The organism is Pseudomonas sp. IzPS59 (assembly GCF_014863505.1).
In the GTDB taxonomy this organism is placed as follows: Bacteria; Pseudomonadota; Gammaproteobacteria; order Pseudomonadales; family Pseudomonadaceae; genus Aquipseudomonas; species Aquipseudomonas kribbensis.
Genome location: NZ_CP062251.1, coordinates 2,840,241 through 2,853,649, shown reverse-complemented (window position 1 = coordinate 2,853,649; position 13,409 = coordinate 2,840,241). Strand labels below are relative to the sequence as shown.

Below are 13,409 nucleotides of genomic sequence, written 5' to 3'. Positions count from 1 at the left end.
GGCGTACCAGAAATTCTGCGGACATCTGGATGTGTTCCATAACTATTCTGGACGCGTTCCATAGCTGGCAGCCTTCCCCCTTCACCAACGTCCTGCCAACCGAAAAATTCCCCTGCTGCTCTGATTTCGCCCACGGTCCGGCTCTGAGCCCAGTCGACACTGAATCAGGCGCTGTCGAAGTGGCGTAAACGGTCAGTTGCTGTAGAAGCAGTCGATGGCTGCTTCTACTGCCGTTTACCAAAACCAATACGGCAAGAACTTCGGCGTGGGCTCGATCATCAGTTCCAGGTGATAAGTGATGGGATTGAAGAAAAACATATCCAGAATCAAGAACGCCCCTACCCCAAACGACAGCGTCATGAACTCGCGATAAGGATGTTCGGAGAAGTACTCGCGTCTGGTGTGGTAGAAGCTCAACAGCGCAAACAACCCCAGGCCAGCGCCCAGGTAGTTAGGCTGCAACGGAATTTCGGAAAAGTTGTTGTAGACCAGCACCGACATCAGCATCCCCAACCCCAGCATTGGCAACTTCAGGCAGAACTTCAGCAGGCCGTTTTTGGCGCGTACGAAGGCGGCTTCCTTGCTGACAAAGAGGTACGCGGCCAGCAGTGAAATAGCCGGGGTAATTGCCAGGATGTAACGTGCTTTCTTGGAGCTCGGGATTGTGAACAGCACCAGCAGCACCAACAGCCAACCGGTTAGATAAAGCAGCAGGTCTATGTCTTTATCCCGGGTCGAGCGGAAGAACAGTTTGTACTTCTTCAGAATCACGTTGATGGCGTAAAACACCGTGAAGCCGTAGGTAAACAGGCCTGCGGAGAAATAGAAGTAATAGCGCGGCGCGTGATCGGAGCCGAAGCGTCCAATGCCCTGCATGTTCAACACTTCTTCCAGAAACGGTTGTCCCCCTTGCAGATAGGCTGCCCATGCCAGCAGCACGACCCCGGCGGCCAGAATCAGGCCCGAGAGAAATGAAAACAGCAGCAAGATGCGCCATTGCCGGCTCAGGAAGTAGTAAGCCCCGATGACACAGGCGGGCCCGATCAATCCGATAGGCCCACGAAACGCAAAGCCCAGCGCCAACGCGACGAACAGGAACACCAGGCGACGCGGGTCCTTTTTCAACTCGGCCGAATAGGCCACATAGAAGCAGATCAACGTAAAGAGGGCCGGATAGATATCCAGTGCCAGTGAGTTCACACCGTCCAGAAAGGCCCAGGTCAACAAGCTGAAAAGTACGCCGTATGCGCCCCACTTCTTACTGTGCAAGGCCCCGAGCCTATAGATGAACACCAGCATCAGGGACGCGGCAATGCAGGAAGGCAGGCCCATTGAAAGTATGGAAACACGGCCGAACGGCAAGGAAACCAGATAGACCAACAAGGTATTGAGGACCGTGTAGTCGGGATAAGGCTTGAGGTCGTCGGCAATGGGAAACAGCGTGACGCCGTGCAGCAACATGTACTCGGCAAAGTCGACAAAGCGTGTTGTGTAGTTGAGGACAGCAGGTTTGTACTGCAACACCATGAACACGGCCAGTGTCATGAAGAAAATGCTCAGGCATGGATTTCTTGCAATCAATCCTTTCAACATGCCTGCCCGCCAAGTGCGCTCTACAACAAGCGGGGCATCAAATCGATCCATCGGTAACCCTTTAGTGAAGTTGTTCTTTTTGGCCAGAATCTGAATCTCCGGTAACGCTGGAGTTGGGTTCCTGCATCCCGGGAAGTTGAATTTGAGCCTAGCCCACGGCGGGGACTATTCAAGCATTACGCGCCCCAACATTCCCTGAACGAGACTGACGAAAGTCAATGAAAAAGCCCGGTCAGAACCCTTCGTCACTGACGAAGAGTATCTGGCCGGGCTTTTGGTTGTTCAGTTATTGGTTATTGACGGTGATGTAGGGGTCCCAAGTGTTGTCCGAGCCGATCTGGTTCATGTCGCGGTCGTACAGCGCGAAGGTGATTTTGTACCAGAGTTTCCCTGGATTCTGAGCGGTGGCTTGCCACAGAGTGTAGATCACGTCGGTTTTCGAAATACCGCCGACACCGGCGTTGTTCAAATAGAGCACCACACCGGGGACGTTGAAGTGTATCGGTTTCGTCATGGTGCCCTTGTAATCGCCGCCTTGGTGAGGGTCGCCGCTCTCGATGTCCTTGATCACAGCAATGCGGTCGAAGTTGCGCGACAGTGTGGTGGCGCGCCAGCGGATGTTGTCGCCGGGCCTGACGTCGATCCACAATTCGCTGCCGCCTTCACCGGTGTCGCCGCTGGCGTGGCTGTCGACGGCATCGCGCGTCACCAGCATGGAAATGGCGCCACCTACGTTCTTGGGATGAGCGAGCAGATAATCCACATCGATGTTGACTAGCACATCAATGGTTTGGGTCGCACTGGACATATTGATGCTCCTTGTAGTTGAGATCGCATTAACGACCGCGCCCACAAAGGCTGTCCGGCTCATCCGGTCCCTGGATGCGGTCTGCGAAGAACGATAGGAGATGGCTTTATAGTGTCAACGTGCGATCAGTTGACGCGGGATAAACGCGGTGTGATGCGGCGCGAACAAGGCTTTGATTTGTTTCTCTGCAGGCCAATCTCGTCATTGTTTTTGGATGTTTGCTGACTGTTTGAGTTGGCAAAAGCGCACACTCAACGTCGGCAAATGCTGGGGAAGCAGCCTCGACAGATAACGACAGCGGCTAAAAACATGGGTAGCATTTCGGCTTTTTCCACCAGCATTCAACTTGGACGAAAGCTAATCCAGACATGAAAAAACCACCCGCCTTTCTTGCGCTCATTATCACGTTATATGTCGCATATTCTGTATGGCCATTCCTGTTTGGGCCTGCACCTGACAACCTGGGTCATGTCGCATTTTCATTGACTGTTTCGCTTTTTGCTTTTTACGGAAGTGTGGTTGCTTGCAATATTCTGGCGATCGTATGCGTCATTGCCGCTCAGAGCTCTCTCGGCACTGCCATAGAAATCGTGGAGAGCAATATCTACTTGAGCGCATTCTTGATTGCTGCTGCGGTATTTCTGGCGTGCGGCGCTCACTATTTGCTCTTCAACAAAAGGGTTCACCAGTTTCAAGGAAAGTATGCCCAGGCACCCGATGGATGTTCCGGTCTTTCACAAAACCGCAAGCTACGTTAGCGTGCACGTTTTCAGGCTGGGAAAGCTTCAATGAAAGCAGTGATGGAACGACTTGAAAGATGGTTGGAAGCCAATATTCCTGAAATACGTGAAGATTTGGCTCCGGGATGTTCGGATGCCGCAATCAGCGAGTTCGAGAACCTGGTTGGCAGGCCTTTTCCAGAAAGCCTGAAGGATCTCTACAGGTGGCATGACGGGCAACGCGGTGCTACGAATTCAGGCCTTTTCTATGGTCTTGAGTTTCTGTCGCTGGCAAAGGCCAGAGAGAATTGGGAGTCCTGGAAAGACATTATCGATGGGTGGTCGCCTGAAGAAATGACTGAGACGAGCGCGTTCTGCACTTCAGGAACTCCCGACGCTGTCCAGGCGCTGTACGCCAACCGATACTGGATTCCTTTCGCCTACGACTACGGTGGCAACCATCTCGGAGTGGATCTGGACCCAGGCGTGCGTGGAACCGTGGGTCAGGTCATCAACTTTGGCAGTGACGAAGACGATAAATACGTTGTGGCCAGCTCCGTTGCTGCGTTTATGGAATGGCTGGTTGATCAGCTCGAAAGTGGCAACTTCGCAATCAGTGAGGAAGATGATGGTTCGCGAAGCTTGAACACCAAGGTGCCCGAGTTGTTTCATTTTCTGGATGCGGTTCCCGTTCTGTTCGGGGTGCAACGTGCTGAGTGAGTCGGAATAAACGCATCAAAGGGGACTGATTTTCAGATAATAAATCAGTCCCCTTTTTGCGCTGATAATAAATCAGTCCCCTTTTTGCGCTCATTCATTACAGCGTCGGGTAGCTGTCCGTCACTCGCATCATCTTCAGAAGCGCACGATGCGTTTCATCGTCAAAATTCATCAATATCGACCTATAAAAATGAAAACATCGTTCACGGCTTTACTGGCCACTTTGTTCATCACTCAAACAGCACCCGCCTTCGCCGATAACAGCAACGGAAAAAACCTCTACGTTCAACGATGCGCCGTGTGCCACGGGCCCGATATCAAAGGAACCGGCCCGCTGGCCAATAAAAGCACTCCTCCGACACCAGACCTCACAACAGTCGCCTTCAAGAAACGACTGAGTGATTACCCGGGCGTGATCGTGTCTTCGATCATCCTTCGCCCGAACGGCGACCTGATTCCAAAAACCTTGCGCGAAAATGGTGTAAAGATCCCGCCACACGCCTGGAGCGTCAGCGATTTTCGCGATTTGAATCAGTACATGAGCGATGTCATTTCAAAAAAACAGCACTGAGCCGGGTGCTAGCCTCCATCAGCCTTTTTGTCGGAACCTTTTATGTTTTCAATCAGGTCAACGACGTAGTCCTGATTGAAGCCTGCCACGAATGACCAGAACAGCAACTTGGCGTAGGCCGCATATCCCTCCGCATGCTGGCAAAAAATATCGTTGAAGATTTGCTTCAAGCATTGGGGATCGTCGTCCGGCACGATCACCGGAAACAAATCGCCTCGGATAACGCCGGAAAGGAACAAGAGATACAACAGCCCCGCCAGAATCCCGCCGATGAACGAAGGCAGGATCAGAGCGAACCATGATCGGGAAAGGTTTTCGATTTCGTCTTCAGTGAGTATTGAAAGTCGTCGGTGAAACCCTACATAGCCCCCGATATTCCCGGCGATACAAACGATAAAGGGTACTTTGTAGTCGGGCAGACTGTAAGTGACGGCAATCGCCAGCACTAACAGCGCTATGAAAATCCAGAATATTCGCTTCCAGATGATGTTGAGGTCTTCCTGACGATTCATGATCAGCTCCCTGATCCTGGCCATGTGTTGATTTTTTAGACGATAGACGAATCCTGTCGCGCGCATGGGGGATCACACCGGAAAATGCCTCCAGATCACTACAGAAAGAACACATCTGGGCTACGACACATAAGCACAACATCGGCTCTGGCAGCATCGTCAAATGAAGCTAAAACTACTCCTCATCAGCCTACTCTGCTGCATCAGTCCCCTATCCCGTTCGGCCGACGTTCCGATCAAAGAACACATACCCTTTGTAAACGCCCGAAAGGCCTTGATCAAAAATGGCTGGATACCGAACCCGACCTACACAGGTGAATACGGGGTCGAAAACATCCTTCAGAGAAAAGGCTTCACTGAAGTCGAGTCATGCACGGTTGGTCTTCAATTCTGCACTTTCAACTACGTCAGGAATGGCGTCTGCCTGGGCGTGGCGACTGTCGGGGAAGAGGTCAAAGACATGAAGGTCTATTCCTGGAGTTTCAAATGTCCTGAGCAGTAGCGCACGTCATCCGAGCAGCGAGCCCATTTCTTCCTCCACGTGAATGAAAGGCCGCAGGTCGCTCAGGTTTTGCCGGGTAGTTCGCTTTTTTTCAAAACGACTCACCATCGTCCAATTGGTTAAGCAACCACTCGCCGCGTTGCCAAAGCGCCTGTTGTTTGGATTCAGGCATGCGGTCGAGGTTTTTGTAGATCATGCTCATGCGTTGATTGCCACGCAGTCGGTCACCGTGACGCATTAGAAAGTGCCAGTAAAGCGAGTTGAAAGGGCAAGCATCGTCTGTAGTGCTTTCGCTCACTTTATAGGCGCAGCCACGGCAATAGTCGGACATGCGCTTGATGTATTGGCCGCTCGCACAATAGGGTTTGGAACCTAGATAGCCGCCATCGGCGTGCATGACCATGCCCAGCGTATTGGGTAGTTCCACCCAGTCGAAGGCGTCCATGTAGATAGCCAGATACCACTCACATATTTCACTCGGTGCGATACCGGCGAGCAGTGCGAAGTTGCCGGTCACCATCAGTCGCTGGATGTGGTGAGCATAGGCATGTTCCAGGCTTTGGCCGATAGCCTGGCGCATGCAGTTCATCTGCGTTTTGCCTGTCCAGTAGAACTCTGGAAGCGCTCGCGTATTACCGAAGGCATTTCCATGGGCATAGTCAGGCATCTTCAGCCAGTAGACACCTCGGACATACTCACGCCAGCCGATCAGTTGTCGAATGAAGCCTTCGGCGGCGTTGAGTGCAATGCTGCCGGACCAATACGCAGATTCCACATCGCTGCAAAGCTGGCGAAGATCCAGTAAGCCGATATTAAGTGCCGCGCTTATACGAGCATGAAACAGAAACGGCTCATCGCTGGCCATGGCGTCTTGATAGTCGCCGAAGGCTGCCAAGCCCCAATCGAGAAAGTAATCCCACAGGCTCTGAGCCTCGGCGTGGGTTACCGGATAGTCGAACGTGTCGAGGGCGCCATAGTGACTGGAGAAGTGTTTGGCAACTAACGCAAGCACATCCTCGGTGATTGCGTCTGGTGTAAAACGGGCTGGCGCAGGCGGCCTGACACCTTTGGGCAAGGCTTTGCGGTTTTCCGCATCAAAGTTCCAGGCTCCTCCGACCGGGCTGCCGTCGCCATTGAGTAACAATCTGTTCCTGCGGCGCATCTCTCGATAAAAGAACTCCATGCGCAGCTGTTTTTTGCCCTGCGCCCAGTGGGAGAAATCGGCACGTGTGCAAAGAAAACGACGATCGGAATGCCACTTGATTGCCAAGCCGCAGTCCCTGATTGAATGCTCCAATCGCCAGTCACCGCACTCCGTGATGTGCAGTTCATCCGGCTTTAGGCGTGAGTGCCAGCGGTGTAATTCGCTCGGCACGGATCCAGTGTTCTCCGGATCATTGAGCGTTACGTACTGCACCCTGATTCCCCTCTGCTGCAACGCTTCTGCGAAGTGACGCATAGCGCTGAAAATCAGGACGATCTTTTGCGGATGATGAGGAACATGACTGGCCTCTTCCATCACCTCGACCAAGAGCACCATATCGCGCTCTTGATCCAGCGCCTGCAAAGAGGCAAGGTCGAAGGATAATTGGTCGCCCAGGACGAGGCACAATCGGCGAGTCGTATTCATCAATCAAGTTCCAGTTGATGGGGGCGAAAAAGCCCGATGACTGCGTAGATTTGATCCACAGAACGGCTTTCAAAAAGAGAGGGGATGAATTCTTGTACAAGAATACGAAAATGTACAATTTTATTGCAGGATGTTGGCTGGGACACACCACGGCATTCTGATTGGCACTTGAGCCTGGCCCACGACGAGGACTATCGAGGAGTACGCTCCCGCACTCCCCGTCAGAAAGTGTTGGCCATTTACCAAGTTCACTCGTCGTCAAAATGATGAGTATGAGCCCGCAAGGAATCGGGTATTCCTACATGGATCAATCCGCCTGCCTCAATCCACGCCTGGGTTGATTGATATGCCCGTTGCAGAAGTTGATCCGTCTGATTGAAGTCGAACACTGAAGCGTCCAGCGGACATAACGGCGGCACAACATGGATAGCCGCGCGCACGCTATACAGTTCAATGTCGCGCACCAGTTGACGCATGCTCATCAAGTTGAGCGTGTGCAAGGCTAATGCGACCAGCCCGCTCGGTGGACACGGGCAAGCACAACCAAATCCGGTGGGCAGAACGACAACTCGCGATGCGCCCAATGCAACTGCACTGGCGATCGGCGTGTTACTGGAGACTCCGCCATCAACCAGGAACTTCGCGCCGACTTGTACGTTGGGAAACACCAGCGGAATCGCAGCGCTGGCCATTAATGCCTGTTCAGCATTACCGCTGGATAAAAGCTCTTCAGCACCGTTCAGTAGATTGGTGGTGACGATATAAAGCGGCAGTTCGGTCTCTTCGATCAAATCGACCGGCAGTGATCGGCGCACTAAACGGTGCAGCGCAGAAGCACTCAGCAAGTGCCCACGACGATTGAGGATGCCCTTCAGCGTGTCGAGTACCGAGAACGGAAACACATCGGACTGGCGCAAGCCGCGCCAGAAGCCCGCAAGCTCGGCCACGCCTTTGGCGTTGGGTCTGGCGGCAAAGTAGGCGCCGTTGATGGCGCCGACTGAAGCGCCAATCACCAGGTCGAAAGCGACCTCGGCCTCTAACAGCGCCTGCAACATCCCGACCTGAACCGCGCCCAGACTCCCGCCCCCGGCAAGCACAAGCGCAGTTTTGACTGTTGGCATGGCATACCTGACCGAAATGCTGCCCAGACCTGAAAAGCATAGCTGGCCGACGACCGCGCCCGGCGGAATGTTTTGAGCGCTGAATGGGGGGGCTACACTTGATCTTGGGTTACGACGTTATTCGAACCCGGAGCTCTCTATGCCAACTGCACCTGAAGCGACTCATACCGTCCACCTGCGTCCCAGGAACAGCCATCCCCGGTGGTTGAGGCTGACGCATTGGCTGAATGCTTTGGCGGTGCTGGTCATGGTCACCAGCGGCTGGCGCATCTACAACGCTTCCCCGCTTTATGGTTTCAACTTTCCTGATTCGATCACCTTGGGCGGCTGGCTGGGCGGCGCGTTGCAATGGCACTTCGCGGCCATGTGGATGCTGGTTGTGGTCGGCCTTCTCTACTTGATGACCAATGTATTGAGTGGTCGTCTGTCGCGACGTTTTTTCCCGTTATCCATCAAAGGTTTTTTTCAGGATCTGTGGTCTGCGCTGCGGGGACGGTTGGGGCATGCCGAAGTCAGCCATTACAACCAGGTACAGCGCGTCGCTTACTTGTTCGTGATGCTCGACATTACCGTGCTGGTGATTTCCGGACTGGTGTTGTGGAAGTCCGTTCAGTTTCCGCTACTGCGTGAACTGTTGGGCGGCTACGACAGTGCCCGGCATGTGCATTTCATTGCGATGTCTTTGTTGGTGACGTTCTTCGTGGTGCATCTGGTGATGGTCGCGCTCGTTCCCAAAACGCTGTGGGCGATGATTGTCGGCCACAAGGAGCGCCTATGAGCAAGCGAGTGCAAAGGCCTGAGCTGGATGAGTCGTCCATCCTGAAGGACGCCCGCAAAGTGCTTGCCTCTCGGATAGAAGACAGCTCTCGCCGCACTTTCCTGTTGCGCAGCCTGACGTTGGGCGCAGTGGCCATGCTGTCCGGCTGCAATATCTCGGATAACGAAAGCGTTGATACAGCGCTGTCCTCCATGTCGCGCTTCAACGACAGGGTGCAGGGCTGGCTGTTCAACCCGAACGCCATGGCTCCCACCTACTCCGAATCGATGATTACCCGGCCGTTTCCCTTCAATGCTTATTACGGCATCGACGAAGCGCCCGCCGTAGATGAAGACAGCTACCGACTGGAAGTCACCGGCATGGTGGCCGACAAGCGCAGCTGGAAACTGGAAGAACTGCGGGCCATGGCCCAGATCGATCAGATCACCCGGCACATTTGCGTCGAGGGCTGGAGCGCCATCGGCCGTTGGGGTGGCATACGTTTCAGTGACTTCCTCAAGCGCGTAGGCGCCGACACAGACGCCAAGTACGTCGGTTTCAAATGCGCCGACGATTACTACACCAGCATCGACATGGCCACGGCGTTGCACGCGCAGACGCTGCTAACCCTGACCTACGACGGCACCGTCCTGCCGCGTGAATATGGCTTCCCGATGAAGCTGCGCATGCCCACCAAACTGGGCTACAAGAACCCGAAACACATTCAGGCGATTTTCGTCACCAATACTTATCCCGGGGGTTATTGGGAAGACCAGGGCTATAACTGGTTTGGTGGTAGCTGACGCCCGCCACGATATTCGCTTCCAGATGATGTTGAGGTCTTCCTGACGATTCAGTTCCCTGATCCTGGCCATGTGTTGATCTTCAAGACGATAGACGAATCCTGTCGCGCGCATGGGGATCACACCCGAAAATGCCTCGAAGGTCCGCTTCCGAAGCAAAACGCACCCTCGCAGCCTATCGGGAGTCGCCAACAGCGACCGTCCTCAAGCCAACCGCATCGACACTTCAATGTCATCGGCGAATGGCACGCTGAGATAACCATTCTGCGGCGAACGCACATGCGCCAGATATTCCGGGCAGTAATCGGTGTTGTCGGCGATCACCAACGCACCGGGCCGCAGGCGCTTTTCCACCAGTTTCAGCACGTCGCCATATAACGCTTTGGCGCCATCGAGCAGCAACAGATCGACCGTTTCCGGCAGATTGCTCGCCAAGGTCATCAGCGCATCACCTTCGCGGATTTCAATCAGATCACTGACGCCCCCTTCAACGAAGTGATGTCGCGCCAGTTCGATTTTCGACGGTTCGAATTCACTGCCGATCAGCACACCGCCGCCGTTGTCCCGCAGGGCCGCGGCCAGATGCAAAGTGGACAGGCCGAAAGAAGTGCCGAATTCGATGATGGCTTTGGCCTTGCTGCTGCGTGCAAGCATGTACAGCAGTTTTCCGGTGTCGCGGGAGACAGGCAGCCACAGGTCCTTGAGCATGCCATATAGCTCGCGGTACTCGGTTTTGCTGTGCATCAGGCGTTCGCGTTCTTCATTGGATACGCAATCCAAAACCGGACTGGTGGCGGCGCTGGCCTGGGTGTAGAGGCGTTCGATCAGGGTTGCAAGAGGTTCTGTGGTCAATGCTGTCATGATGGTTATCCGTCAGTTGAGGGCTAGAATGCGAATGATTCGTCGCGTTTAAATGATGCGAGCGAATGGCCCGCTTCGCTATTCGCATTCCCTTTTCACGCCTGAGCCGACCATGACCGACCGCCAGATTGCCCGTATTTCCTCACGCAAACAGCCGCAGCAGGCACGCTCCGCCGAATTGGTTTCGGCGATTCTGCAGGCGGCTATTCAGGTTTTGGCCAAGGAAGGCGCGGCCCGATTCACCACGGCGCGAGTTGCCGAGAAGGCTGGGGTGAGCGTGGGCTCGCTGTATCAGTACTTCCCGAACAAGGCTGCGATCCTGTTCCGGTTGCAGAGTGATGAGTGGGTGCAGACCACGACAATGCTGCAGCGGATTCTGGAAAATCAGGAAACACCGCCACTGGATCGTCTACGCACGCTGATGCATGCGTTTATCCGTTCGGAGTGCGAGGAAGCGCAGATGCGTGGCGCGTTGAACGACGCGGCACCGCTGTATCGCGATGCACCGGAGGCCCATGAAGTACGAGCGGCGGGCAAGCGTACCTTTGAGGTATTCATGGCTGAGTTGCTGCCACAGGCCAGTGAATCCAGTCGCACACAAGCCTGCGATCTGATCCTGGCTACGCTCAGTTCGGTCGGGAAGGACTTTTCACTGAGCCCGCGCACCGACGAGGAAATCACGGCACGTGCGGAGGCGATGGCGGACATGTTTCGCGCTTACCTGGTTTCGCTGGATGCCATATAAAGCTGCCGATACGCTGTCACCAGTTGGTCCTGATTGAACGCCAGATTGCGACCGCTGGGGTTGGGCAGAATCCACACGTTTGCCCCGCCGAATGTCGTGTCCTGTGCGCCCCATTCAAGCGTTTTTTTCCCTGACAATCCGGCATAGGCAGCCTTGCCGAGAAACGCCACATAGCGCGGCGCATAGCGTTTGATCTTGCGCTCGAAGTCCCCCGCCGCTGCGGTGAATTCCTGCGCCGTCAGTTGATCCGCCCGTGCCGTCGGCCTTTCCACCACGGCAGTCAGCCCGCAGTGGTAATGCAGGATCGAGCGATCGTTTTCCGGACTGACCTCATGGGTTGTGAATCCGGCCAGATGCAACGTGCGCCAGAACCGATTGCTCCGCCCGGCAAAGTGATGTCCCTGCTCCGCCGCCAACAGACCGGGATTGATCCCGCAGAACACTACGGACAGACCTTCGGTCAGGATGTCTTCAAGTTTTTCGCCCGCCATAAAAGCCTCTGCCACCCATGTTGTCGACAGTTATAGCCGTAGCGTACGCATCATCAAACGACTTTTTATTGGACTACTTGAACACCGGCACCGCCCCCACCCCATCCGCCTGCTTGAGATACTCGCGCAACCGCGCGCCGATTTCCGCGATCTTCGCTTCGCCCTCTCGCAGGGCCTGCGGGTTGGTGTGCACGGAGTAGTTTCCCAGCGCCAGCTCATGAGGATGAGGTTGCGCCGAGCCGATCACGAATACCGTGCCATCGCGCAAGGCCTTCAGAGTAACGGCACCGTTACCCGGTTCGAAGACCGCCATTTCGCCCGCGCTGACCAGATCCGGTGTCGCCAGCAATCCACGGCTGACGCTCAGCCATAATGACTCATGCCCTTCTGGTGGAGTGTAAGTCCAGGTTTCACCGGCATTCAGCGTGACCAGCAGATAATTGATACCGGCAGGCGCCCGAACCGGGCTTTGCACGCCTTGATGGACACCGAGAATCACCCGCGCCGGCCCCACTTCGGGCATCGCGGCGGACTCCAGATACTGGCTGTCGACACTGGCGTTCTCCAGCTCCGGCGGCAAAGCCACCCACAGTTGAAAGCCCTGAATCCGCTGCGATGTGCCCACCGACATTTCCTTGCCGTGCCACACCCCGCCGCCCGCGCGCATCCACTCGACACCGCCGTAATCGATCATGCCCTTGCCCGATCCGCCATCCTCGAACCGCAGGTTGCCTTCGGTAATCACCGTCACGGTGGCGATCCCCGAATGCGGGTGCATCGGCATGTTGTGAATGAACGAGGCCTCGCCTTCGAACAGGTCGAGGAACACGAAGGGTTTGATCAACTGGCCCAGATCCGAAGGGCTCATCAGCCGCACGATCGAGCCGTGTCCGCTGCCGCTGGTGCGGTAGCGCAGAATGCGGTGAGTGACAGGTTCGCGGGTGTAGCCGGAGAGGTGTTGCTGAACGGTCATGATGATTACTCGATTCTGATGCGGGGAGCGGCCAACAAACGGCAAAGCGCCGCGAGGGAACCTGTCCCTCGCGGCGCTCGGATTTCAGCGGCGACGGGCGTCGAGGCTGAAGCGACCGGCACCGAAGGCCACGACTTGCAGCAGGCCGCCGGCCATGGCGATGTTCTTGAAGAAGTGGATGAACTGGTTCTGGTCAGCCAGCGCATTGTGGAAGGCCAGTGCGGTGACCACGCTGAATGCGGCCAGCACAGCGGCGACGGTGCGGGTGCGGTAGCCGGCGATCAGCGCCAGGCCGCCACCGATTTCGACGATGATTGCCAGCGCCAACGCCACTTGCGGCAGCGGCAGCCCTACCGAGCCGATGTAGCCGATCATCATGGCCGGCGCGGCGAGTTTGGAGAAACCGGAGAGGATGAAAATCACGCTGAGCAAGACGCGACCGATCAAGGCGGCCGAGGCTTGTTTGGTGTCGGAAGCGTTCTGTACAGAAGTTGCTTGAGCGATGTTTGCAGAAGTAGCCATGGGAGAATTTCCTTCAATGGGGTCCGGTTCGACTTGAACCGTCCGGATGAAGAAATGTTGCGCCTCGACAGCTCATCTGAA

General features: G+C 55.3%; 15 protein-coding genes and 1 pseudogene. 6 read left to right on the top strand and 10 right to left on the bottom strand.

Annotated features, from left to right (window positions below; genetic code table 11):
* Nucleotides 1–234: 234 nt before the first annotated feature.
* Both IF189_RS12770 and IF189_RS12765 read right to left on the bottom strand, forming a co-directional pair.
* The gene (locus IF189_RS12770; protein ID WP_134826757.1) at nucleotides 235–1,545 is read right to left on the bottom strand and encodes an ArnT family glycosyltransferase; all 1,311 of its coding nucleotides are present in this window, start codon (nucleotides 1,543–1,545) and stop codon (nucleotides 235–237) included.
* A gap of 334 nt (nucleotides 1,546–1,879) precedes the next feature.
* The gene (locus IF189_RS12765) at nucleotides 1,880–2,401 is read right to left on the bottom strand and encodes an AidA/PixA family protein (protein WP_134826658.1); all 522 of its coding nucleotides are present in this window, start codon (nucleotides 2,399–2,401) and stop codon (nucleotides 1,880–1,882) included.
* 368 nt (nucleotides 2,402–2,769) lie between these two features.
* Between IF189_RS12765 and IF189_RS12760 the strand changes: the two genes are divergently transcribed.
* The 3 genes from IF189_RS12760 (at nucleotide 2,770) to IF189_RS12750 (ending at nucleotide 4,411) form a co-directional block, all read left to right on the top strand.
* Nucleotides 2,770–3,159, top strand: a complete 390-nt coding sequence (locus tag IF189_RS12760; protein WP_192553444.1) for a hypothetical protein — start codon at nucleotides 2,770–2,772, stop codon at nucleotides 3,157–3,159.
* Between the two features lie 30 nt (nucleotides 3,160–3,189).
* Nucleotides 3,190–3,840, top strand: coding sequence for an SMI1/KNR4 family protein (locus IF189_RS12755; protein WP_192553443.1), 651 nt, complete (start codon nucleotides 3,190–3,192; stop codon nucleotides 3,838–3,840).
* A 190-nt stretch (nucleotides 3,841–4,030) separates the two neighbouring features.
* Nucleotides 4,031–4,411: a c-type cytochrome gene (locus tag IF189_RS12750; RefSeq protein ID WP_134826756.1), complete on the top strand. Its 381-nt coding sequence runs from the start codon at nucleotides 4,031–4,033 to the stop codon at nucleotides 4,409–4,411.
* An 8-nt stretch (nucleotides 4,412–4,419) separates the two neighbouring features.
* Here the strand turns inward: IF189_RS12750 and IF189_RS12745 are convergent, their stop codons facing one another.
* From IF189_RS12745 to IF189_RS12730, 4 genes and pseudogenes are all read right to left on the bottom strand, one after another.
* Nucleotides 4,420–4,923 carry a hypothetical protein gene (locus IF189_RS12745; protein WP_085708735.1) on the bottom strand — a complete coding sequence of 168 codons (504 nt, stop codon included), beginning with the start codon at nucleotides 4,921–4,923 and terminating at the stop codon, nucleotides 4,420–4,422.
* Nucleotides 4,924–5,391: 468 nt separating this feature from the next.
* Nucleotides 5,392–5,520, bottom strand: a pseudogene (locus IF189_RS12740) (DUF2256 domain-containing protein).
* Nucleotides 5,517–7,055, bottom strand: a complete 1,539-nt coding sequence (locus IF189_RS12735) for a cryptochrome/photolyase family protein (protein WP_192553442.1) — start codon at nucleotides 7,053–7,055, stop codon at nucleotides 5,517–5,519. Before IF189_RS12735 ends, IF189_RS12740 begins: the two are co-directional and overlap by 4 nt.
* Nucleotides 7,056–7,303: 248 nt before the next feature.
* Nucleotides 7,304–8,176 (bottom strand): patatin-like phospholipase family protein, encoded by an 873-nt coding sequence (locus IF189_RS12730; RefSeq protein WP_192553441.1) that lies wholly within the window; start codon nucleotides 8,174–8,176, stop codon nucleotides 7,304–7,306.
* Between the two features lie 139 nt (nucleotides 8,177–8,315).
* On the opposite strand from IF189_RS12730, the gene IF189_RS12725 reads away from it, so the two are divergent.
* Nucleotides 8,316–8,954: a cytochrome b/b6 domain-containing protein gene (locus IF189_RS12725; protein WP_192553440.1), complete on the top strand. Its 639-nt coding sequence runs from the start codon at nucleotides 8,316–8,318 to the stop codon at nucleotides 8,952–8,954.
* On the top strand, nucleotides 8,951–9,736 hold the full coding sequence (locus tag IF189_RS12720) for a molybdopterin-dependent oxidoreductase (RefSeq protein WP_134826651.1): 786 nt from the start codon (nucleotides 8,951–8,953) through the stop codon (nucleotides 9,734–9,736). Before IF189_RS12725 ends, IF189_RS12720 begins: the two co-directional genes overlap by 4 nt.
* Nucleotides 9,737–9,940: 204 nt before the next feature.
* On the opposite strand, the gene IF189_RS12715 is transcribed toward IF189_RS12720, so the two are convergent.
* Entirely contained in the window at nucleotides 9,941–10,597 is a 657-nt protein-coding gene (locus IF189_RS12715) for an O-methyltransferase (RefSeq protein ID WP_134826650.1), read from the bottom strand.
* 112 nt (nucleotides 10,598–10,709) lie between these two features.
* Here IF189_RS12715 and IF189_RS12710 point away from each other — a divergent pair, with 112 nt between their 5' ends.
* Nucleotides 10,710–11,342 (top strand): TetR family transcriptional regulator, encoded by a 633-nt coding sequence (locus tag IF189_RS12710; protein ID WP_134826649.1) that lies wholly within the window; start codon nucleotides 10,710–10,712, stop codon nucleotides 11,340–11,342.
* Here the strand turns inward: IF189_RS12710 and mug are convergent.
* The 3 genes from mug to IF189_RS12695 all read right to left on the bottom strand — a co-directional run bounded on the left by mug (nucleotide 11,315) and on the right by IF189_RS12695 (nucleotide 13,328).
* A complete protein-coding gene (gene mug, locus IF189_RS12705) occupies nucleotides 11,315–11,833 on the bottom strand; it encodes a G/U mismatch-specific DNA glycosylase (RefSeq protein ID WP_192553439.1) in 519 nt (172 codons plus the stop codon). The two genes, IF189_RS12710 and mug, sit on opposite strands and share 28 nt — an antisense overlap.
* A gap of 73 nt (nucleotides 11,834–11,906) precedes the next feature.
* Entirely contained in the window at nucleotides 11,907–12,806 is a 900-nt protein-coding gene (locus IF189_RS12700; protein ID WP_134826647.1) for a pirin family protein, read from the bottom strand.
* Nucleotides 12,807–12,890: 84 nt separating this feature from the next.
* On the bottom strand, nucleotides 12,891–13,328 hold the full coding sequence (locus IF189_RS12695) for a DoxX family protein (RefSeq protein WP_134826646.1): 438 nt from the start codon (nucleotides 13,326–13,328) through the stop codon (nucleotides 12,891–12,893).
* Nucleotides 13,329–13,409 lie beyond the last annotated feature (81 nt).